The sequence below is a fragment of the Leifsonia sp. RAF41 genome, assembly GCF_052114085.1.
Classification (GTDB): Bacteria; Actinomycetota; Actinomycetes; order Actinomycetales; family Microbacteriaceae; genus Leifsonia.
Map to the genome: position 1 here is coordinate 2,812,937 of NZ_JBFREB010000001.1, position 20,407 is coordinate 2,833,343.

Sequence of the window (20,407 nt, forward strand, 5' to 3'; positions counted from 1 at the left end):
TGCTCAGGCGGGGATGGACGCGGTCGATGCCGCGCGCAGCGGGTCGGTGTCGTCGGACAGACGGCGGTTCGGCAGCAGGATCGACGCCACGATGCCGACGACATAGGTGATCGCAAGCGCCACGAAGATCGGGACGAACACGCTCTGGTAGACGTGTGCGACCTGCTGCTGGATCTCCGGGCCCTGGGCGTGAACGATGGCGGGCGTGAGCGTGGCCGGGTGGAGGCCGGTGGGGAGCATGGCCACGACGGTCGCGCCGATGATGCCGCCGATGAGGGCGGTCGCGACGGTTGCACCGACCTGTCTCACCAGGTTCACGCTGGCCGTGATGGTGCCGGTCTCCTGTCGCGGCACGGCGCTCTGGACCACCGCGACGATGAGGCTCATGAAAGCGCCGGTCCCGAGTCCGACCACGGCCATCGCGACCGCGGGGGCCCACAGGGGCGCACCGGCAGGAAGCAGCGCCATCGCGCCGAGGCCGGCGGCGCCGAGCACGGTGCCGACGAGCGGGTAGACGCGGTAGTGGCCGGTGCGGCTCACCAGCCAGCCGGTCGCGAGGTTGCTGACCAGCATCCCGAACACCGTCGCGATCGGCACCAGCCCGGAGACCGTGGCACTCGTCCGGTACGCCATCTGGAAGTACGTCGGAAGATACGAGGTGATGGAGAACAGGCCGATGCCGACGATGGCCGAGATGACCGTGCCCGCGGCGACCGTGCGGTCGCGGAACCAGCCCAGGGGCACCAACGGCTCCTCGACGCGCAACTCGATGACGAAGAAGACGACGAGGGCGACGGCTGCCACCACGAACGCGACGGTCGAGGCAGCCGCCTGCGCACTGTCGCCCACCCAGGACACGGCCAGCACCAGGGCGACCAGGCCGATCGTGAGGGCGATCGCCCCGGCGAAGTCGAAGCGCCCGATCCGCCCGGGTTGGATGTGCGGGACGGCGACAAGCGCGAGGGCGAACGCGACGATGCCCACGGGGGCGTTGATCCAGAACACCCACGGCCAGCCCCAGGTGTCCGTGATGATGCCGCCGAGCACCGGCCCGATGAGGATAGCGACGGGAAAGGCCGCGCCGATGATCGACATGTATTTCGGCCGCTGCCGCGGCGTGGTCACCTCGGCGATGATCGTCTGCGACATCAGCTGGAGGCCTGCCGAGCTCATCCCCTGGATCACTCGGGCGACGATCAGCCAGACGATGCCGTTCGCGAAACCGCACGCGACGGAGCTGAGGATGAAGACGGCGACCGAGCTGAGGAACACGGCGCGCGGCCCGATCCGGTCGCCGAGCTTCCCGAGAACGGGCAGCAGGACCGTGCTGGCGAGCGTGTAGCCGACGACGATCCAGCTCATGTGCTCGAGAGCACCGAGCTGGCCGGCGACGGTCGCGATCGCTGTGCTGACGACGGTGTTGTCCAGGGCGCCGAGGAAGGACACGGCGAGAAGGGAAGCGACGAGGAGGCGGAACCTGAGTGGCGAGAGCGGCATGCGAAACCCGAACGATCGGGTGATCGACGCGACGGTTTGTGCCCTCGCCGCAACGTCACGGTGAGGAACGGGCAGAAGCCCCGACGTCATTGTCAGTCTACGACGATCTTAGGTATTTTTTCAACCTAAGTAGGGGTTTCGCTCAGATCCGAAGCAGGGTGACCTCGGCAATGCCGATGCCACGCTGCGGCACGATCGCGAGACGCTCGTCGCCGTTGAGGAATCGCGCTGGCCGCACCTCGCCGTCGTCGAGCACGAGTTCGCGCACCTCGTCGATCTCGACCGTCGCATCGTCTGCGGCGAAATCGAACAGCGCCGCCTGGCCCGCGACGATGAACCGGTCGGGTCCGGTGCGGATCACGATGCCGAACGGGCGGTCGTCCCCGGGCGACGGGATGGCGCCGGGCCTCGTCTCCGACGGCGACGGCTCCGGCTCCGGGAGCTGCACTCCAACATCCAGGAGCATCCGGGCGAAGAGGCCGGGCCCGTTGCGCACGGTGAGGGTGAGGTCGCCGAAGCTGTGCGACGCGGACTCCACGTCGGCTCCGAGCGCGAATCCCCAGACGTTCCCGCGGGAGCGCTGCTCCAGGATCTGGTCCGCCAACGCCAACAGGCTGCGGGCGGCCTCGAAGAACAGCGCGCCCTCCCGGCCGTCCTCCAGCCCGAACGCGCAGTAGCCGATTGCGTCCAGCGCCCCGACCGCGAGGAACAGGTCACCGGCGGAGAAGCGCGACTCCGGGACGAACAGCGGGTTCCCGCGCTGCGCATACGCCTCGAGCACCGGTCGGGCGTCGTCGATGTAGATGTCCGGCGACACCCAGTCGAGCGACGGCGCCGCCGCCTGCCACAGTCCGAGCATCCGCGCGGTCGGGCCCCCGCTCGGATATTGCCCCGGCCTGTCCTGGCCCGGCTGCGGGCCGAGCCAGGCGTTGGCGAAGAACGGGATGCGTGCAGTCGAGCGCACCGGAGCCGCGACCCCCTCGACGTACGATGCGAACGCCCACGCCATGAACGTCTCCTGGATGTCGTCGTCGTTCCCGGCGAGCTGAGACCACGACGCCCCGGCGGGTGCCGTGAGCACCGCCCCTGCGACCCCGCCGGGGAGCGCCTCCGGGTCGTTCCGTGCGAGCTCCACCACGATGTCCGGCATGGCGGCGTTCCACGCGGCGAGCGCCGGTGCGGAGTGATCCCGGGCGGACCCGAGGAGGCCGATCTCGTTCTCGACCTGGATCATGATCACGGTCCCGGCCTCGTCCATCGCCGTCAGGTGCCCGACGAAGGCCGCAAAGGCGCGCGCGTCCGCGGCGACGAGTTCCGGCGAGAACACGGAGAGCGCAGGTTTCGCCGTCGAGCCCGCGTAACTGAACGGCGTGGGCAGCGGTTCGTCCTGCAGCACCGCTCGCGGGAACCTCGCCGTGTCGGCGCGGACCCAGGTGGGCGCGTAGGTCGACAGTGCGTTCTTGAAGGCGCCGAACCAGATCACTCCCAGCCGCAGACCTGCGTCGCGCGCCTGCCGGACCAGCTCGTCCACGATGCGGAAATCGAAGTCGCCCTCGGTTCGCTCGACCTCCGCCCAGGAGACCGACACCAGAACGGTGTTGATGCCGACCGTCGCCAGCCGGCCCCACTCCGCCTCCAGGTGGGCGGCATCCGACGAGCTCGAGTTGTGCAGCTCGCCGCCGATGGCGAGGAAGGGACGACCGTCGACGATGAGCGACGAAGTTGGGGTGACCGCAGTGTCCATGTTTCCGAGTATCGCAGGCTTCCGCAGGAAAGCTGCATAAGTTACACGATTCTTGACAATACGAACCGGCGTTGTGTACCGTCGTCGCTTACACAGGCGGGGTGAGGGCGCCCGGCATCACGGCCGGAGCGAATAATCCCCCTCGGCGCCTCCAGCGCGCCGGGCGAGCACGAGGACCCATCGCGTCCCGCTTGTGCATGCCTCCGGCGGGCCGCCAGCACTCCTGGAGCCCAAGAATGACCACCTTCACCACGCCGCCGGCGTGTCCCTTCGCCGATCCCGAGCGGCTGTTCGCCGACCTCGAGGCGGCCCGCCAGCTGGACGATCCGCCGCAGTCCGAGACGTTCGGCGGTGCCCGGGTCTTCACGGCCTACGACGACATCGTCGCGGCCCTCCATGACCCGGAAACCTTCTCGTCGCAGCCCACGGTCGGCACGGTGCCGTCCCCGTGGCGCGAACAGTTCGAGGGCCGCGTGCCCAGCCGCGGGACGCTGATCGGCGTCGATAACCCCGACCACGATCGGCTCCGGTCGAGCGTCAACACCTTCTTCATGCCCCGCAGGCTCGCCCGGTTCGAGCCGTGGATCCGCGAGGAGGCGCACCGGCTGGTCGACCGTTTCGCAGAGAGCGGGGAAGCCGACCTCAAGACCGCCTTCGCGCTGCCGCTGCCGCTTCGGGTCATCAGCCATATCGTCGGGATCGACGCGGAGCGCGGCGAGTGGGTGGGCGAGGCACTCGGTTTCTTCATGGGACCCCGGGACATCCACCACCCCGGCACACCGGACGAGAAGGCAGCCAAGCTCCTCGACCTCCACGACCACCTCCGGGAGCTCATGCAGTTGCGTCGGGTCGACCGTCGCGACGATCTGATCAGTCACATCTGGGATCAGCGCGACAGCGGTGCGGTCGAAATGACCGACTTCGAGATGCTGTCCATGTTTCCCGGGCTGATGCTCGCGGGACACGAGACGTCGTCCAACCTGATCTGCGTCGCCCTGTCGCACTTCCTCGCCGATCCGGACCTCTATGCGCGCGTGCAGCATGACGACGCTTCCCGCACGAGGGCGCTGGAGGAGATCTTCCGTTTCGAGTCCGCGATCACCGGCATGAAGCGGCTCGTCACCCGTGACACGCAGCTGGGCGGGATGCCGTTGCAGGCAGGCGACGAGGTCTTCCTGGCGTACGCCGCGGGATCCCGCGATCCGAGCCGTTTCACGCATCCTGAGCGGATCGACGTCGAACGCACCGGGGAGAGTCCCCATCTCGGGTTCGGCCAAGGTGTCCACGCGTGCCTTGGCGCGCCGCTGGCGCGGCTGCTCCTCCGCATCGAGCTCGGCGTGCTGCACGAGCGGCTGCCCGACCTCCGCGTCGCCGTGCCGGCGCAGGAACTGCGCCACACCGTGGTCTCGGAGGGGCGCGGGCTCGTGTCGCTTCCGCTCGCATGGACGCCGACGACCCCACCCGCGCGAACGAGCCGGAGCTCCACGGACACCGCGACACCAGAGTCCGTCCCCGTGATCGTGAGCGGCCGCCGAGATGTGGTGCGCGGCGTCGTCGAGCTGACCCTGACCGCCGTCGCGGGCGACCTCCCGGCGTGGCGCCCGGGCGCTCACATCGACCTGGAGCTTCCGGGAGGGATGGTGCGGCAGTACTCACTCACGGGAGACGCGAGCGACGGCGCGTACCGGGTGGCGGTGCTCCGTGAGGACGCCGGTCGCGGCGGGTCCCGCGCTGTGCACGACGGCGTCGCGGTCGGCGACCGGCTACGCATCCGCGGACCTCGCAATCACTTCGCACCGCAGCCTGCGCCGTTCTCGCTCTTCCTCGCCGGCGGGATCGGTATCACGCCGCTGCTTCCCATGGCCGCGGAGGCCGAGGCCGCCGGTCTCCCGTGGCGCTTGCTCTACCTCGGGCGGTCACGCGAAACGATGGCCTACGCGGACGACCTCCAGAACAGGTACGGCGCCAACGTCTACCTGTGGCCCAGTGCTGAGCGCGGTCGCTACGACATCGACGACGTGTGGCGGCGTCTCCCCGCCGGCGGACGGGTGTACGCCTGCGGCCCGGAGGAGCTCCTCCTGGCCCTCGAAGAGTCGGCCCGCCGAGCGGGCCGTTCGGACAGCGTGGTCGTCGAGCGGTTCGCCCCGCGCGCGCTGTCGCCACTCCCGGATCGACCGTTCGACGTCGAACTCCGTCGCAGTGGGATCACCGTTAACGTGGCCGCCGGTGAGTCCACCCTGGACGCAGTCAACCGCGCGGGAGCCAACGTGCTGTCCACGTGCCGCGAGGGCACCTGCGGCACGTGCGAGGTGCGAGTGCTCGCGGGCATCCCAGAACATCGGGACTCGGTCCTCGGGCTGGAGGACCGGTTGGCGGGAGACACGATGATGACCTGCGTGTCGCGGTGCGTCGGGGAGAAGCTGGTGCTCGACCTGTGACCCGGTTCCCCCTCACGGGAAGCAGGCCGCGGGCGAGCTGGCGGCCGGCGGATCGCCTCCAATAGGTTGGAGAGATGACCCCCGCACCTGAGTCCGTCTCGCCGTGGCGCCGCTTCTGGGAGAAGGGCGGGTGGTGGCGGTCGTTGCTCGTGGTCGTCGCCTACTTCGCCATCTACCAGGGCGTACCGCTGTTGTTCGCTCCGCTCTTCCCGACCGCGCAGGACCCGGCAGCGACGATCTGGCTCTTCACGGTCATCCCTATCGCCTTCGGCGGTCTCGTGCTGGTCGCCTTCGCCTGGTCCCTCGGATGGCTGGCCGAGCTGTTCGGGCCGCAACCCATCCGGGGCAGCGGCTGGATGTGGGTCGCCGTCGCCGTGGTGCTGATCTTCAACATCGTGCGCTTCGCCACCATCGACTATGCGAAGGCCGGGGCCGGCGTCGTCATCGCCTGGCTCGTGGCCGGGCTGTGCATCGGTTTCGCCGAGGAGACTCTGACCCGCGGCTTCGTCGTGAACCTCATGCGCAAGCACGGCTACCGCGAGATCGCCGTCGCCTGCGTCTCAGCGGCACTTTTCGCATTACTCCACGCGAGCAATCTGCTGACCGGACAATCGCTGATCGCGACCGCGATCCAACTCGTCTACACGTTTGCGTTCGGCATCCTGATGTACCTGACACTGCGGGTCACCGGGAACCTGATCTGGCCCATCCTCCTGCACGCGTCTACCGACCCGTCGATCTTCCTCTCCACCCTCTATCCCGCGCAGGGCGCAGCAGCTTCCCTCGGCGGCCTCGGCAACCCCGTCGTGATCGTCGCGGGCCTCGTCCTGCTCATCTTCATCCGCGGCAGAGTCACGCAGAACGCCGCGCCTGGACTCGCGGAGCCGACTCCCCGGCTCGTCTGAGCTGAGTAGCCTGGGGATGTGACTGCTGTTGCGCTTCTGAGCGGCCTGATGTCAGCGATCGATGACCGTCGCTGGAGTGACTTGGGTGGCTACCTTCATGAGGATTTCTCCTGCCGGTACGTTCATACCGGGGAGTCCTTCGACCGTACGTCCTGGATTCGGCTGAACGCGGAGTATCCGGGATTCGAACACTTGGTCGTCGAAGAGATCGTCGGAGATTCGGATCGCGCGGCCTGCCGTTCGCATGTGACGGGGCAAGGGCGCGAGGGCTTGGATCACTTCGAGTGTGCGACGTTTGTCCGAGTGCGGGACGGATTGATCGAACAGATGACCGAGGTCTGGGCAGACGTTTCTCAGAGCGCGCCCGTCGGCACCCGGCCAGACACGAGGTCTTCCCCCTGACGGGTCGTCCATGCGATACGGACTGGCACTGACCGAAAGACCCGCCGGGCAGCACCCGGCGGGTCTTTCGGTCAGGGCGGCAGCGGACCTCCGCCATACTGCTCGGGGTCAGCCGTTGGAGCCTGCGGGTTTCGTCGTGGGCGTGAAGCCCTCGAGCTTGTTCGCGGCGTCAGCGTACTTGTTGGTGAAGGTGCTCGCGTAGGACACCTTGGACGTGTCCAGGCCGAGCGTCTTCTCCATGTTGAAGATCACCTTCGGGCCACCGGCGGGCATGATGCCGTCCGGGAGGAACTGTCCCTTGTCGGAGGTGAGCCCGTCGATGTACTGCTGCTTGCTGATCGTGCTGTTCTGCACGAAGTCCTGAGGCAGCTTGTCCGCGATGTCCTTCGCGCTGTGGGTGGCGATCCAGTGCATGGTCGCGACCAGGGCGTCCACCGTCTTCTGCGCGGCGTCCTCGTGCGCCTTCACCCAGCTGGCGTTGGCGAGCAGCCCGGCTGCGGGCCATGCTCCGCCGAGGGCCTTGGTGGCACCGGCTGTAGTCGCCAGGTCGACCGCAGTCGTCGCGAGCTTCTGCGATGTGAGGGCGCCGACTGTCGGCTGCGTGGTCATCACGCAGTCGGCACTGTTGCGTTGGATGGCAGCGATCGCGGTGGAGCCGGCGTGGACCGCGATCGTGTTGTACTGCTTCTTGTCGATGCCATGCTTGGCGGCGAGGAACTGCGTCAACTCGTCGGTGCCCGAGCCGAGGTCGGTGACTCCGAGGTTCTTGCCCGCGAAGTCGGCGGCGGACTTCACACCGCTTTTCGCACTGCACATCTCGCGCTCACCGGGAGCACCCGAAAGCTGGACGAGGTTGATGACATCCTTACCCTTGGCTTGGAAGTCGACCGCGTGGATGTACCAGGCTCCCGCCATATCCACCTGTCCGGACGCCATCGCCTCTTCGGCGCCCACACCGCCGTTCTGCTCGGTCGACAGCTCCATGTTGACGCCGTACTTCTTGTAGTAGCCGAGGCTCTGGGCGAGTTGATACGGGAGGTAGATCTGCTTGTCGATCCCGCCGACCATCATCTTGACGGTCGGCATCGGCGTGGCGGACGAACCGCCCCCGCCGGATCCGCTGGCGCCGGAACTGCAGGCGGCGAGTCCGAGAGCGACGATGCCCGCGGCTGCGATGACACCGATGGTGCGCTTGTTCATTAGGGTTCCTTTCGTGGTGCCGGCGTGCCGGCGTTCTGCGTCGTTGCAGGTCTTCACAGCTCAGATGGCCTGGGCTTCGGAGCGGCTCGGTGGCCGCCACTTCAGCAGCGCCTTCTCGAGGAGGGTGATGAGGTACTCGGCGACCAGGGTCACGACCGCGACGATCACCATGCAGGCGAAGACGGTATTCGGGTCGAAGTTGCCCTGCGACTGGCTGATGATCAGTCCGATGCCGTGCTGTGCGCCCAGCACCTCGGCCACCAGTGCCCCGATGATCGCGAATCCGAACGCGGTGTGCAGGCTGGCGATGATCCAGGTCATGGCGGAGGGGATGGTCACGTGCCGCGCCACCTGGGCCGGCGAGGCACCCAGAACTCGGACGTTGGCCACAAGGTTGGGATCGACTTCGCGCACGCCCTGGAAGGCGTTGAAGAACACGACGAAGAACACCAGGACGGCCGCCAGCAGCACCTTCGGCACGACCCCCAAACCGAACGCCACGATGAAGATCGAGCCGAGCACGATGCGCGGGATCGAGTTGACGATCTTGATGTACGGGCCGAACACCGACGCGAGGTAGCGATTGGAGCCGAGAAGGATGCCGAAGACGACCCCGGCGATGGTTCCGACGACGAAGCCCAGGAACGCCTCCTGAACCGTGATCCAAAGGTTCTCCCAGATAGTGCCGAACGCGGTTCCCTGAGTGAACAGCCGCACCAGGCTGTCCCAGATGCCCGAAGGCTGGCCGTAGAAGAACTTGTCGACCCATCCGGCGGAGGTGAACCACTGCCATCCGCCGACGACGATCACAGCGACGGCGATGCGTCCGATCCAGACTGCGGTGGTGCGGCGCCGGAGCGCGCGGCGGCCGGCAAGCTGCAGATCGGTCTCGCGGCTGACGCCGAGCGCGGGCTGGGGTGTCCTGGTGGTGGTCATGGTGGTCACGCTGCCGCTCCTGATGTCTGCTGGTAGGCCCGGGTGACTTCGTCACGGAGCGACTCCCAGATCCGGCCCTGGATCTCGAGGAAGCGCTCCTCGTGGCGGATCTCCTGAACGTCACCGCGGGGGCGAGGCAGGTCCACGTCGAAGACGTCCTTCACCGTGCCCGGGCTGCTGGTCATGATGACGACCTGGTCGGCGAGGGCAACCGCTTCGTCGAGGTCGTGGGTGATGAAGAGCACGGTGGGGCGCAGCTGCTCCCAGAGCTGCAGGAGCTCGGTCTGCATGATCGCTTTGGTCTGCACGTCGAGCGCTCCGAACGGCTCGTCCATGAGCAGGATGCGCGGGTTGTTGATCAGCGCCGCCGCCATGGCGACGCGCTTGCGCATGCCGCCGGAGAGCTGGTGCGGGTAGCGATCCTCGAATCCGGAGAGACCGACACGGCGCAGCCAGTCCATCGCGAGTGCCGTCGCCTCCCGCTTCGATGTGCCGAGCAGGATGGGGCCGATCATCACGTTGTTCAGCACGGTCTTCCAGGGGAAGAGTGAGTCCGCCTGGAACATGTAGCTCACTCCGGAGGTGATGCCCTCGACGATCCGGTTTCCCACGCTCACCGAGCCTGCGCTGGGCCGTTCCAGCCCGGAGACTTGAGCCAGGGTCGTGGATTTACCGCAACCCGTCGGTCCGACGATCGCGCAGAAGCTTCCCGGCTCCACGGTGAACGTGACGTCGCGGATGGCCGTGAACGTCTCGCCCTTCGGGGTCAGGAACCGTTTGGTCAATCCGACGATGTCGATGCGCGCCGACTCGTCGGACGCGGGGGTCGTGACGCTGTCACGGGGTCGTTGTCCAACCATCTCGAAGACCTCTCTGTCTTTCGGTGTGTGAGGACGATGCTCCGTCAGCGGCCGCTCCGGTGTCGCGCTTGTGGTCGATTGGGTGGGATCTGAGCGTTGTGGAAGGTTCTGCGCGTTCTGCGCGCGTGCAATGCGCGGGTCCGGATGAAAGACTTTCCGGGATGCGACGACGGATCAGGCGACTGTCGAGCCAGATCCTGCTGGCTCAAGTGGCGATCCTCACCGCCTCCCTGGTGATCGGTTTCGTCCTCTTCGCGCAGACCGCGCGCAGCAACCTCGACGCCGACTACCAGGCGAGGGCGGCGGGGATCGCCCAGACCTTCGCGGGCATTCCCGAGATCCGCACCTGTATGACGTCGCCCGGCCCGGACTGCGCCGAGACGGTGCAGTCCCTCGCCTCACAGACCGCAGCACGCACCGGCGCCGACTACGTCGTCGTCATTGACCGCGACCGGGTGCGGCACTCGCATCCCGATCCGTCCCTCATCGGACAGAAGGTGTCCGAGCCGCTGGTCGCGGCAGACGGCCGGGTGCACCTCGGAGTGGACTCGGGAGCGACCGGTGTGAACGCCAATGCCCGCGTTCCGCTCTTCGGGGAGGGCACGACGGTGGTCGGCGAAGTCTCCGTCGGCATCCGGGAAAGCAGCGTCAGCAGCGAACTGCTGGCCGAACTCCCGACCTACGCGGCGTGGTTCGTGCTCGTGCTCGCCGTCGGAGCGCTCGCCTCCTTCGCGCTGGCGAGTCTCCTGAAGCGGCGCACATTCGGCCTGGAGCTGGATGAGATCGCACGGCTCCTGCAGGAACGGGAGGCGACGCTGCACGGCATCCGCGAGGGCGTCATCGCCATCGACCCCGCCGGGCGGATCACCGTCGTCAACGATGAGGCCCGACGGCTGCTCCACCTCCCCGACGGCGCGGGAGGACGGTTCCTCGACGAGGTTCTCGCGGCGACTCCCATCCGCGACACCCTCACCGGAACGACGGTGATCACGGATGCGATCGCGATCACCGACGACTACGTCCTGGTCATCAACCGCATGCCGGTGACCATCGGCGGGCGAGCGCACGGCGCCGTCGTCACCCTGCAGGATCGAACGGAATTGACGGCCCTGACCCGCCAGCTGGATGGCGAGCGCAGCTTCACCGAATCGATCCGCGCCCAGCAGCACGAGTTCTCCAATCGGATGCACGCGCTCTCCGGGCTGCTCGAGCTCGGTCGGCCGGACGAGGCACTGCAGTACCTGAATGAGATCCGCGGCACGACCGCCGACCTGGACAACACGCTGCGCACCCACATCGGCGCCCCGATGATCATCGGACTCCTGCTGGGGAAGGCCGCGGAGGCGAACGAGCGGGGCATCGACCTGGTCATCGCTCCCGACACCGACCTCGGCGAGGCACCCGACCGCGTCCAGGCGCTGACGACCATCCTGGGCAACCTCATCGACAACGCCTTCGACGCTCTGACGGGTGCGCCGGCGCCGCGTCGGACGGTCGTGAGCATCGTCGAGTCGCCCCAATCGCTCACCGTACGCGTCTCGGACAGCGGGCCGGGCATCCAGAGCACGGAGGTCCCGCGGATCTTCACCAGCGGTTATACGACCAAGCAAGGCTCCGCCGTTCGCCATAGCGGGCTCGGCTTGTCACTCGTCCAGTCGACGGTGGCGAAGTTCGGGGGCACCGTCACCGTGTCAGAAGGTCCTGGTGCCGCGTTCACTGTCGTTCTGCCCCGTACCCGGGTCCAGTCGGGTGAGGTGACGCGGTGAGCGAGCACCCGATCACCGTCCTGGTGGTCGACGACGACTTCCGGGTGGCCGGGGTGCATGTCGGTTTCGTCGAGGCGGTGCCGGGCTTCCGGGTGGTGGGGACGGCGCACACGGGGGCGGAGGCTCGGGCTCTGGCCGCGTCCCTTCGACCCGAGTTGGTGCTGATGGATGTGTACCTGCCCGATGAGGACGGCCTCGAGGTGGTGCGCAGCCTCCTTGCGGACCCGGCTCCCCCAGCGGTGCTGATGATCTCCGCCGCGAACGACCTCGGCACGGTTCGTCGCGCGGTCCAGCTCGGCGCCCTGCACTACCTCGTGAAGCCGTTCGGCTTCGCGGAGCTGGCGGAGAGGCTCGCCGCGTTCAGACGGGCGCAGGACGACCTCGCCCGGTTTCCGGCGGTGGCGACCCAACAGGACGTCGACCGGATCTTCGACCTGCTGCGACCGGCGACGGCCGCCCAGGCCGATGCGATCCGCCGGCTCGCCCCGACCCTTCAAGCCGTATTCGACGCGGTCTCCGGCAGCGTGTCGAGCATTTCCGCGTCTGATGTGGCCGCCGCGGTCGGTGTCAGCCGGACGACGGCGCAGCGCGCGCTGACACAGCTGGAGCAGAGCGGCGTCCTGCGGTTGGAATTGCGGTATGGGGCGACCGGCCGTCCCGAGCACCGCTACGCGGTCAAGCGGGGGTGATCCGCCCGCCTGCAGTCGTATTCCTCCCGACCAGCGCACACACGGCGAGTCCCGCTCCCATCATCACAGCGCCGGCGACCAGCACCGCAAGCGTGATGATCAACGACTGAGCCGCGCGCTCCTCCGTGCGGGAGAGGGACTCTCCGGCCATCAGCACCTCGCCGTCCGGCTCCGCCTGAGCGACGATCGCGAACCGCAGTCCCGCGGAAGGTTCCCAAGTGACCGCGTCGGTGCCCCGTTCGCGGGCGGTGTCGATCACGCCTGCGGGCGGGTCCGCCAGCACTCCATGCAGGTACCCGTTCCCATGGATCGGCCGGTCCGTTCGGTCGTAGCGTGTCCAGAAGCTGCCCTGGGAGCGAGCGAGGTCGACACGGGAGGGTTGCCCCACGACCTCTCCGGACAGAAGCGCCCGCGGTGCGTCCTCGACCGCACTCCGGCCCTCGTGCTGGACCATCACGTAGGTCGACCCGACCGCCAAAGCAAAGAGGCCGTAGACGACTACAGCGAACACCACGCGTTGTACCCACATGCGGCCATGATCGCCCTGCGCCCCGGCCGGCGACATCCACCTCCGGAGGTATGTCTGAAGCCGCCGGCGGTGACGACGTGTGGGCCGGTCAGACCCCGGCGGCGGTCACGATGAAGTCGGTCGCGAGGCCGGCGAACAGTCCGATGAGAATTCCGACGTACAACGTGAGACCACGATTCAGCTTGAGGGCGACGCCGATGAGTTGCACAAGCACGTAAACGATCGACCCGGCCGCCAATGCGAGGAACGTCAGGGCGAGCGCATCGCTGACGACCACGCTTCCGAGCAGAGTGCCCACCAGGGTCGGGCCGCCTCCGATCAGTCCCAGCAGCCCGAGCTGAGCCCACGGCGCAGGATGGGCGGAACCGGCCAGCGGAGCCGTGATCCCGAATCCCTCCGTGGCGTTGTGGAGCGCGAAGCCGATGACCAGCACGACGGCGAGCTGCAGTTCACCGCTCGCCGCCGACTGCCCGATCGCGAGTCCTTCGGCAAAATTGTGCAGGCCGATGCCGACGGCGATGAGGAAGGCCAGTCTGCTCGCGGGTTCGTTGAGACGCAGCACGCCGCCTCCGGTCGCCGCAGGTCGCCGCGGTGTCCGGCCCTGTCGGCTGATCCACCGGTCGTACGCCACCAGTCCGAGCAGTCCGACGGCGACGCCGACGAACAGCAGGGCCGCCAAGCCGATGAACGGCCACCAGGAGGCGGCATGACCGACCGACGCGGCAGTGAGCGCGGCCTCGACCGGTTCCACGGCATGCCCGAGTACGTCCCACAGCAGGAACAGCAGCACACCGATGGTGATCGCGTTCAGCATGGCGCGGATTCCGGTGCCACGAGCGGCCAGTCGACCCACCGGAAGCCCGATGAAGATGGTCCCTCCCGCGATGATTCCCATCACGATGACGGTCCCCGTGTTCACGCACTCTCACTTCCTGACGACGATTAGGCTCACCTAACCTACAGGACGCGCCTGTCGTCAGCGGGCGAGGAGGTCCGTCATCGGTGTCGCTGCCGCGCTCTCCCCCACAGGCGGGAGGCCGAGCCCGTCTTCGATCGTCCGCAACAGCGAATAGTGCGAATAGGGGACGTTCGAGACGGCCCCGCGCCGGGCGGCCGAGCCGGCGAAGACGCACGTGACGACGTTGTCGCTGCTGTCGCCCTCGTCGAATGTCACCACGAGCAGCGACCGCTGCGATGTGAAGGCCGGGGATGCCAGGATCTCCGGAACGATGCGCGAGAGCCAGGCGTCCCCGGTGGGGATCGAACAGCTGTGCATGTCGTTGCACAGGTCCGGACTCACGAACGAGAACGCGGGAAGCGACGACGCGGTGGCGAGGTCGGCCGCGAACGCATTGAACGGCACGTCGTGCTGGCGGCAGTACTCCAGGGACGCCGTCACGCTCGGGTAGTAGAGGAAGGGGTTGTGCTTCACCGCGTACCGGGCTGTGTTGGCGGCCGAGCAGGGCGCGGGCATCCCTTCCGCGTACATCCTCCAGCTCCGTCCCGCCGCGCGTAGGGAGTCGGCGAGATTCGAGGAGGTGACCAGACAGGAGCCTCCCGGCGGGTTGCAGTCGGAGGTGATGCCTCCGGTGGTGCCGCTGGTGAGCGCCAGATAGTTCGGCAGGCTCGGATGGGTGATGGCGCTGTACTGCGACGCATGCGCGTACTGCGTCAACAGCTCGTTGAAGTACGGCGCATCGCCGTTCCCCACGATGCTCGATGCGGGCTTGTTCTCCTCAAGGATCACGACGACGTGCTGCAGCGCACCCGACGCCGCTCGTGCGCTGGTGCTCGGTACGGCCGTCGACCCCGGTACGGCCGACCGTGCCGACCCGCTCCCCGCTCCAGTGCAGCCGCCGAGCAGGAGTACGACCGCGGCAGTGGCAGCGAGAGCCGCCACCGTCGTCACGAAGCTCCGTGCCCTCATCACCCCATTATCGGCACAGTGCAACCTCAGTGAGGGCACCACTCATCCCACGCACAGCCCGCACGCCTGATGCCCGGTTCCGTGCTCCGATGGGGTCAGCGGCCCGTGTCGTCGGGTTGGACGTGAGCCGCGGAATGCTCTGCGGCCGTCCTGAGCACCTGCTCCACTTGGTCGGCTGCGGCGGCCGGCCCGTCGCCTGCGACCTCCCGCCGGGCCGCCTCTCGCGCGGCCGCGCGATAGCCCGGCTCGGCCAGGATCGTCGTGATCGACTTAGCAATGGCCTCCGGTGGGGCGCTCTTCTTGATGCGGAGCCCGAGCCCCGCGTCCTGGATCGCAGCGCCCACCATGGGCTGATCCATCAAGGGGTGCATCGGGATAACAAGGCACGGCACGCCGTTCGCGATCGCCTTCATCGCGGTCGAGTGGCCTCCGTGAGTGATCAAGAGGTCGACTGTGGGCAGGATCGCGTCGTGGTCGGCGAAACCCAGAACGGTGACGTTGGGTGCCGACGGGAGTTCTTCGGCCGTCGCTCTGCCGCCCGTCGTCACGATCGCCTCGGCGGGCAGCGAGGCCAAAGCGGCGATCGTGCGGCGATACACGTCGACCTGCCCCGGCATCCAGGCCGTGCTGAAGCTGACCAGGACACGCGCCCTGCCGCCGTCAGGATGGTCTCCAACCCCGGCGTGCTCCGTCGTCCCGGTCCAGACCCGTCGCGCGGTCGCCGCCGACCGCGCCGGGTCGAGCGCCGCGTCGGTGGCGACGAGCTCGAGATCCGCCGTCTTCCAGATCGCCCGCGCGTTCAGCCCGCGCAGCTGGGCGAGCCGTGCGACCGGACCCCGGGCCCACCCACCGTTCCAGTAAGCGTAGAACGTGTGGAACAGCACCACGTACGGGATGCGACCGGTCGCGGCCGCCCGGCAGACTGAGAGCAGCATGCAGTCGACCACCGCGAAGTCGATGTGCTCCTCCGCAGCCACGTCGCGGAAGTCCTGTGCCAGCCGGGGGCTGGTCGCGGCGAACACGAAGTCCGAGATGACGCGCGCCGCGGATGAGCGCTGCGTGCGGTTCCACGGGCGCATTCCGCCGAATCCGCGGAACTCGAACCCCGCATCCGTGATCCTGTTCTCTTGGTTGGGGTGGCCGAGGAAGAGGATGCGATGACCGCGCGCCGCGAGAGCTCCCGCGATGGCGATCGCCGGAGGCGTATTGCCGCCGGCATCGATGGTGACGAACAGGATGGTGGCCATGTCAGTTCCGTTCTAGAACGGCCGCGACCAGGCGATGCATCCGGTGGGCGGTCTCTTCCGCACTGAGGCCGCGGTCGCGGCGCAGCAGTTTCCAGGTGAACACGTCCGTTGCGACCACAAGCAGGTCGATCAGCGTGTCACGTTCCCCGGTGTCCGCACCGGGCAGCAGCGGGCCGAAGGCGTTCTCGACCCAACTGCGGTGAAGCGTCCTCCCGGACGCCGTGATGGCGGCAGCACGGGGCTCCCAGCTCTCCTGACCGAGCAGGAGGAGCACTCCGTCGCCGCGCAATTCGTAATGGTCGACAATGGTCTCGAGAGCATGAGTGACCTCGCCTGGGACCGTCTCGCGTTCGGCCAGCACCTCGCGCTCGGCGAACGACTGGGCGGCATCGAAGAGCGCGTCGCGGCTGCCGAACTGCCGCAGGATTGTCTGGACCGACGTGCTCGCGCGCTCCGCGACGTCGGGCAGAGCGATCGACACGAGCGGACGCTCTAACGCGAGCCCCAACGTGGCATCCAGGATGCGCTGCCGAGTCCGCTCCGTCTGCTCGGCGCGCGTCTGCATCACATACTGTCTGCTCGTTTTCATGTCACTACCCATTAACGCCGAATTAGCAATTGGTGTCAATAGGCGTTAACACGAAATTAGTGCGATTGTGACCACTGCACCGTGGGCACTTCCCAACCGGGACAGGCCCGGCCGGTCCCGTCCGAACAACGGAAGGCCTCGTCGCGCCGCGATCGACTTAAAGTGCACCAGGAACGCACCACGCACAGACCTAAAACGCAGAAAACCCCTGGTTTACCAGGGGTTTTCTATGGCGGTACCGGTGGGATTTGAACCCACGGTGGGCTTTCACCCACACAACTTTTCGAGAGTTGCACCTTCGGCCGCTCGGACACGGTACCGCCGACTACTGTACGCGATCGGGGCGGCCGTCTCCAATCGAGAGCGACCCATCGCTGGGTCGGCCGTCCGGGGTACTGTTCCGTCCATGGGAGCACTCCGTCGCATCGTCGTGTCCGCCGCCGGCCTCGTGGCCACCGCTGCTCTGGCGGGCGTCGGCTGGCAGCGCATCCAGGCGAAGCGGCTGTCGGTCGCCGAAGCCCGTGTCCGCCTCAACGAGACGCTGCCGGTCCACTCCAAGTGGTGGCGGGATGCGGCTAAGGGCTCCGGGGAGCTGCTGTATGTGGCGATCGGTGACAGCGCCGCCCAGGGGATCGGGGCTTCGGCTCCCAAGAACGGTTACGTCGGCATCATCGCCGATCACCTCCGCGCCGTCACGGGGCGTACCGTCCGCGTCGCCAACCTGTCCGTCTCGGGCGCGACCGTCGCCCTCGCGGTCGCCGACCAGCTTCCCCGCTTCTCGTCGCTCCACCCCGACATCGTGACGGTCTCCATCGGTGCGAACGACATCGCCGCCTTCGACCCCGAGCGCTTCCGGTCGGGGCTGCGAGCCGTTTTCGCTGCGGTCCCGGACCACGCCATCGTGGCCGACCTCCCCTACTTCTTCCTGCCGTGGAACGAGAGACTCGTCGCGGAGGGCAATCGCATCCTGCGCGAGGAGGCGTCGGCTCGAGGGCTGCAGGTCGCCCCACTGCACGAGACCATGCGGCATGAGGGCCTGCGCGGCATCTTCACCCAGTTCGCCGCCGACCTGTTCCACCCGAACGACCACGGCTACCGGGTGTGGGCGTCGGCGTTCCTCCCGGCCGTCAGCGCGCGGGCGCGGGCGCTGTATCCCCGGCACGGGGAGGTCGCCGAGGCGGAGGCTCTCAGCGCCTGATCGTGGACGGTGCCAGGTGCGAGAGGATGCGTCCCCACACGGGCACCACCGCGAGGTGGCCCACCCCGGGCACCATCTCCATCCGCGCATCCGGTAGCTCCCGCTGGTACCACGCGGCGTGCGCGTGGCCGGCGAGCGGGTCGGCCTGGCCCGCGACGATCAGAGTCTTCGCCGCGACATCGGCGAGGTCGAATCCCCACGGCCGAGCGGTGTAGCTGAGGATGTCGCCCGCGACACCACCGGTTCCCTGCCGGTACGCCTCCTTCAGCATTCGCCCGAGGCGGTCGTGCATCCCGGGCCGTGCCAGCGCCTGCTGGTCGACGGTGCCGATTCCGAGGGCGTCCAGGGGCACCTCGCCCGGCTCCGAGGCGGCCGCGACGGCATCGGCCTGCGGCTGCAGCATGGCGCTGAGGCGGGCCATCGCTTCATCCGGCTCCATCGCGGCGAGCTGGTCGGAGAGCGCCTGCAACTCAGGATCGATCCACGGCACGGCTTCGTTCGGTGCGGGCGTGCCGACAATGGCGACACGGTCGACAAGCTGGGGATGCCGTGCTGCGACGGCCAGCGCCACCCGGCCTCCGGCCGACCACCCCGCGACTCCGATCGTGCGCGGCCGAGTCACCCCGATGACGCTCTCCGCGACGACGACGGAACGGATGTACTCGGCGACGTCGTCAGCGGCCTGCACGATGCTGGGCCAACTGCCCGCCGGCCACGGGTCGCTGGAGCCGTAGCCCGGCCGGTCGAGTGCCACGATGTGCGCGTTGCGTTCAGCGGACACGTCGGGGTCGGGGTCGAACACCGAGGACCCGGGCGCCGCGTGGCAGAAGATCACGATGCGCTCGGCGTCGGAGTCGCCGAAACCGGAGACACCGACGACGCGGCCGGAACGGAGAGTGAACGTGCGGTCAGCCATGGGGCCCATTGTGCACTCGGCCACCGACGCGCAGAAGTGGCCACATCCATGGGCCCGTCGAGATGTCCACAGGTCGCCGCGATCCTCCCGGCAATGACGGTGGCTCCCCGTAATGTTGAGCCCGATCGAGGAGGTGCCGTGCCGAAGGCGTCCATCAACTACCGCTGCTCCGAATGCGGGTGGAACACGGCCAAATGGGTCGGCCGCTGTCCCGACTGCGATTCGTGGGGCACGGTCGCCGAGACGGCCCAGCCCACTGGTGTGCTCCGCGCGCTCAAGCCGGTCACCATCGTCGCCGGCCGAGAGGCGCGGTCCATCGCCGACATCCAGGCCGATGGCGTGCAGCGACGCCCGAGTGGCATCGGCGAGTTCGACCGGGTGCTCGGCGGCGGCATCGTGCCCGGCGCGGCCATCCTGCTGAGTGGGGAGCCCGGCGTCGGCAAGTCGACGCTGCTTCTCGAGGTCGCATCCCGAGCCGCGCGCGCCCGCAATCGTGTGCTCTATGTGAGCGCGGAAGAGTCGGTGAGCCAGGTCAGGATGCGCGCCGAGCGCACCGGCGCGGTCCACGACGAGCTGTACCTGGCCTCCGAGACCGACCTCGCAACGATCGTGGCGCAGATCGACGCCGTCGATCCGTCCCTGGTCATCGTCGACTCGGTGCAGACCGTGTCGAGCAGTTCGGCCGAGGGAATGGTGGGCGGTCCGAGCCAGGTGCGAGAGGTGGCCAGCGCGCTCGTCCGGATCGCCAAAGAACGCGACCTCCCCATCCTCATCGTGGGGCACGTCACGAAAGACGGTTCGATCGCCGGGCCGCGAACGCTCGAACACTTGGTGGATGTGGTCTGCCAGTTCGAGGGCGATCGGCACACCGCGCTCCGGTTCGTGCGAGCGCTGAAAAACCGGTTCGGCCCGACCGACGAGGTCGGCTGCTTCGAGATGGCCGGCGACGGCATCGCCGAGGTGACCGATCCGAGCGGGCTGTTCCTGAGCCGCACCACGACTCCCGTGTCCGGCACGTGCGTGACCGTCGCGATGGAAGGTCGCCGACCACTCCCGGTCGAAGTGCAGGCGCTCGTCGTCGGCACGTCCGCACCCAACCCACGCCGCGTCACCAACGGTGTGGATGCGTCCCGCGTTGCGATGCTCCTCGCCGTGCTCGAGCGCCGAGCCGGTATCAAGCTGGGCGACAAAGACGTCTACGTCTCGACCGTCGGGGGTGTGCGCTTGGCCGAGCCGGGTGCCGACCTGGCGATCGCCCTCGCCATCGCCTCCGCGGCGACCGAGCGTGCGATCCCGCACACGCTCGCGGCGTTCGGCGAGATCAGCCTGGCCGGTGAGGTCCGGCCCGTCGTCAGCGGCAAGCAGCGCACGGCTGAAGCCGCACGACTCGGCTTCACCACCCGAGTGGACGACCGGAGCGCGTCCATCCGCGAAGCACTGCGGCTCGCCTTCGCGTCCGCCACGACCGAACGGGAACGGGAGCTCGACGCGGCGTTCTGAGGTCGTCGAAACCGTCGGCCCACGTTCGACGTCATGGTGACGACGTCCATTCACCGAAAGGAAC

18 protein-coding genes and 1 tRNA gene are annotated in these 20,407 nt (G+C 68.1%); 7 read left to right on the forward strand and 12 right to left on the reverse strand.

The features are described from left to right. Window positions 1-3: 3 nt before the first annotated feature. Both AB4Y74_RS13660 and AB4Y74_RS13665 read right to left on the reverse strand, forming a co-directional pair. Complete coding sequence (locus AB4Y74_RS13660; RefSeq protein WP_441799603.1) at window positions 4-1,497, reverse strand: MDR family MFS transporter; 1,494 nt, start codon at window positions 1,495-1,497, stop codon at window positions 4-6. Window positions 1,498-1,639: 142 nt separating this feature from the next. Continuing rightward, a complete protein-coding gene (locus AB4Y74_RS13665) occupies window positions 1,640-3,241 on the reverse strand; it encodes a DUF5597 domain-containing protein (RefSeq protein ID WP_441799604.1) in 1,602 nt (533 codons plus the stop codon). A gap of 236 nt (window positions 3,242-3,477) precedes the next feature. Between AB4Y74_RS13665 and AB4Y74_RS13670 the strand changes: the two genes are divergently transcribed. From AB4Y74_RS13670 to AB4Y74_RS13680, 3 genes are all read left to right on the forward strand, one after another. Beyond that, window positions 3,478-5,679 carry a cytochrome P450/oxidoreductase gene (locus tag AB4Y74_RS13670; RefSeq protein ID WP_441799605.1) on the forward strand — a complete coding sequence of 734 codons (2,202 nt, stop codon included), beginning with the start codon at window positions 3,478-3,480 and terminating at the stop codon, window positions 5,677-5,679. 74 nt (window positions 5,680-5,753) lie between these two features. Continuing rightward, window positions 5,754-6,584: a CPBP family intramembrane glutamic endopeptidase gene (locus tag AB4Y74_RS13675; protein ID WP_441799606.1), complete on the forward strand. Its 831-nt coding sequence runs from the start codon at window positions 5,754-5,756 to the stop codon at window positions 6,582-6,584. 18 nt (window positions 6,585-6,602) lie between these two features. Next, window positions 6,603-6,986 (forward strand): nuclear transport factor 2 family protein, encoded by a 384-nt coding sequence (locus AB4Y74_RS13680; protein WP_441799607.1) that lies wholly within the window; start codon window positions 6,603-6,605, stop codon window positions 6,984-6,986. Window positions 6,987-7,094: 108 nt separating this feature from the next. On the opposite strand, the gene AB4Y74_RS13685 is transcribed toward AB4Y74_RS13680, so the two are convergent. Genes AB4Y74_RS13685 through AB4Y74_RS13695 form a run of 3 tightly spaced genes read right to left on the reverse strand, consistent with a single transcriptional unit; the run spans window position 7,095 to window position 9,982 of the window. Continuing rightward, window positions 7,095-8,186 carry an ABC transporter substrate-binding protein gene (locus tag AB4Y74_RS13685; RefSeq protein ID WP_441799608.1) on the reverse strand — a complete coding sequence of 364 codons (1,092 nt, stop codon included), beginning with the start codon at window positions 8,184-8,186 and terminating at the stop codon, window positions 7,095-7,097. Between the two features lie 60 nt (window positions 8,187-8,246). After that, window positions 8,247-9,122, reverse strand: a complete 876-nt coding sequence (locus AB4Y74_RS13690) for an ABC transporter permease (protein WP_441799609.1) — start codon at window positions 9,120-9,122, stop codon at window positions 8,247-8,249. 5 nt (window positions 9,123-9,127) lie between these two features. After that, window positions 9,128-9,982 (reverse strand): ABC transporter ATP-binding protein, encoded by an 855-nt coding sequence (locus tag AB4Y74_RS13695; RefSeq protein ID WP_441799610.1) that lies wholly within the window; start codon window positions 9,980-9,982, stop codon window positions 9,128-9,130. A 161-nt stretch (window positions 9,983-10,143) separates the two neighbouring features. On the opposite strand from AB4Y74_RS13695, the gene AB4Y74_RS13700 reads away from it, so the two are divergent. Together AB4Y74_RS13700 and AB4Y74_RS13705 are read left to right on the forward strand one after the other, a co-directional pair. Next, entirely contained in the window at window positions 10,144-11,748 is a 1,605-nt protein-coding gene (locus tag AB4Y74_RS13700; RefSeq protein ID WP_441799611.1) for an ATP-binding protein, read from the forward strand. Further along, window positions 11,745-12,437 (forward strand): response regulator, encoded by a 693-nt coding sequence (locus AB4Y74_RS13705; RefSeq protein WP_441799612.1) that lies wholly within the window; start codon window positions 11,745-11,747, stop codon window positions 12,435-12,437. The genes AB4Y74_RS13700 and AB4Y74_RS13705 overlap by 4 nt, the downstream gene beginning before the upstream one ends. Here AB4Y74_RS13705 and AB4Y74_RS13710 read toward each other — a convergent pair. From AB4Y74_RS13710 to AB4Y74_RS13735, 6 genes are all read right to left on the reverse strand, one after another. Next, window positions 12,424-12,966, reverse strand: coding sequence for a hypothetical protein (locus AB4Y74_RS13710; protein WP_441799613.1), 543 nt, complete (start codon window positions 12,964-12,966; stop codon window positions 12,424-12,426). The genes AB4Y74_RS13705 and AB4Y74_RS13710 overlap by 14 nt on opposite strands. Before the next feature lie 88 nt (window positions 12,967-13,054). Further along, complete coding sequence (locus AB4Y74_RS13715; protein WP_441799614.1) at window positions 13,055-13,885, reverse strand: ZIP family metal transporter; 831 nt, start codon at window positions 13,883-13,885, stop codon at window positions 13,055-13,057. A 57-nt stretch (window positions 13,886-13,942) separates the two neighbouring features. Then, the gene (locus tag AB4Y74_RS13720; RefSeq protein ID WP_441799615.1) at window positions 13,943-14,893 is read right to left on the reverse strand and encodes an alkaline phosphatase family protein; all 951 of its coding nucleotides are present in this window, start codon (window positions 14,891-14,893) and stop codon (window positions 13,943-13,945) included. A 95-nt stretch (window positions 14,894-14,988) separates the two neighbouring features. Then, entirely contained in the window at window positions 14,989-16,140 is a 1,152-nt protein-coding gene (locus AB4Y74_RS13725) for a glycosyltransferase (protein ID WP_441799616.1), read from the reverse strand. Window position 16,141: 1 nt separating this feature from the next. Then, window positions 16,142-16,729 (reverse strand): TetR/AcrR family transcriptional regulator, encoded by a 588-nt coding sequence (locus AB4Y74_RS13730; RefSeq protein ID WP_441799617.1) that lies wholly within the window; start codon window positions 16,727-16,729, stop codon window positions 16,142-16,144. Window positions 16,730-16,959: 230 nt separating this feature from the next. Then, window positions 16,960-17,049 (reverse strand) — tRNA-Ser (locus AB4Y74_RS13735). A gap of 86 nt (window positions 17,050-17,135) precedes the next feature. Between AB4Y74_RS13735 and AB4Y74_RS13740 the strand changes: the two genes are divergently transcribed. Then, window positions 17,136-17,927 (forward strand): SGNH/GDSL hydrolase family protein, encoded by a 792-nt coding sequence (locus AB4Y74_RS13740; protein ID WP_441799618.1) that lies wholly within the window; start codon window positions 17,136-17,138, stop codon window positions 17,925-17,927. On the opposite strand, the gene AB4Y74_RS13745 is transcribed toward AB4Y74_RS13740, so the two are convergent. Further along, window positions 17,917-18,843, reverse strand: a complete 927-nt coding sequence (locus AB4Y74_RS13745; protein WP_441799619.1) for an alpha/beta fold hydrolase — start codon at window positions 18,841-18,843, stop codon at window positions 17,917-17,919. The genes AB4Y74_RS13740 and AB4Y74_RS13745 overlap by 11 nt on opposite strands. 138 nt (window positions 18,844-18,981) lie before the next feature. On the opposite strand from AB4Y74_RS13745, the gene radA reads away from it, so the two are divergent. Then, window positions 18,982-20,343, forward strand: coding sequence for a DNA repair protein RadA (radA, locus tag AB4Y74_RS13750; protein WP_441799620.1), 1,362 nt, complete (start codon window positions 18,982-18,984; stop codon window positions 20,341-20,343). Window positions 20,344-20,407: the final 64 nt, after the last annotated feature.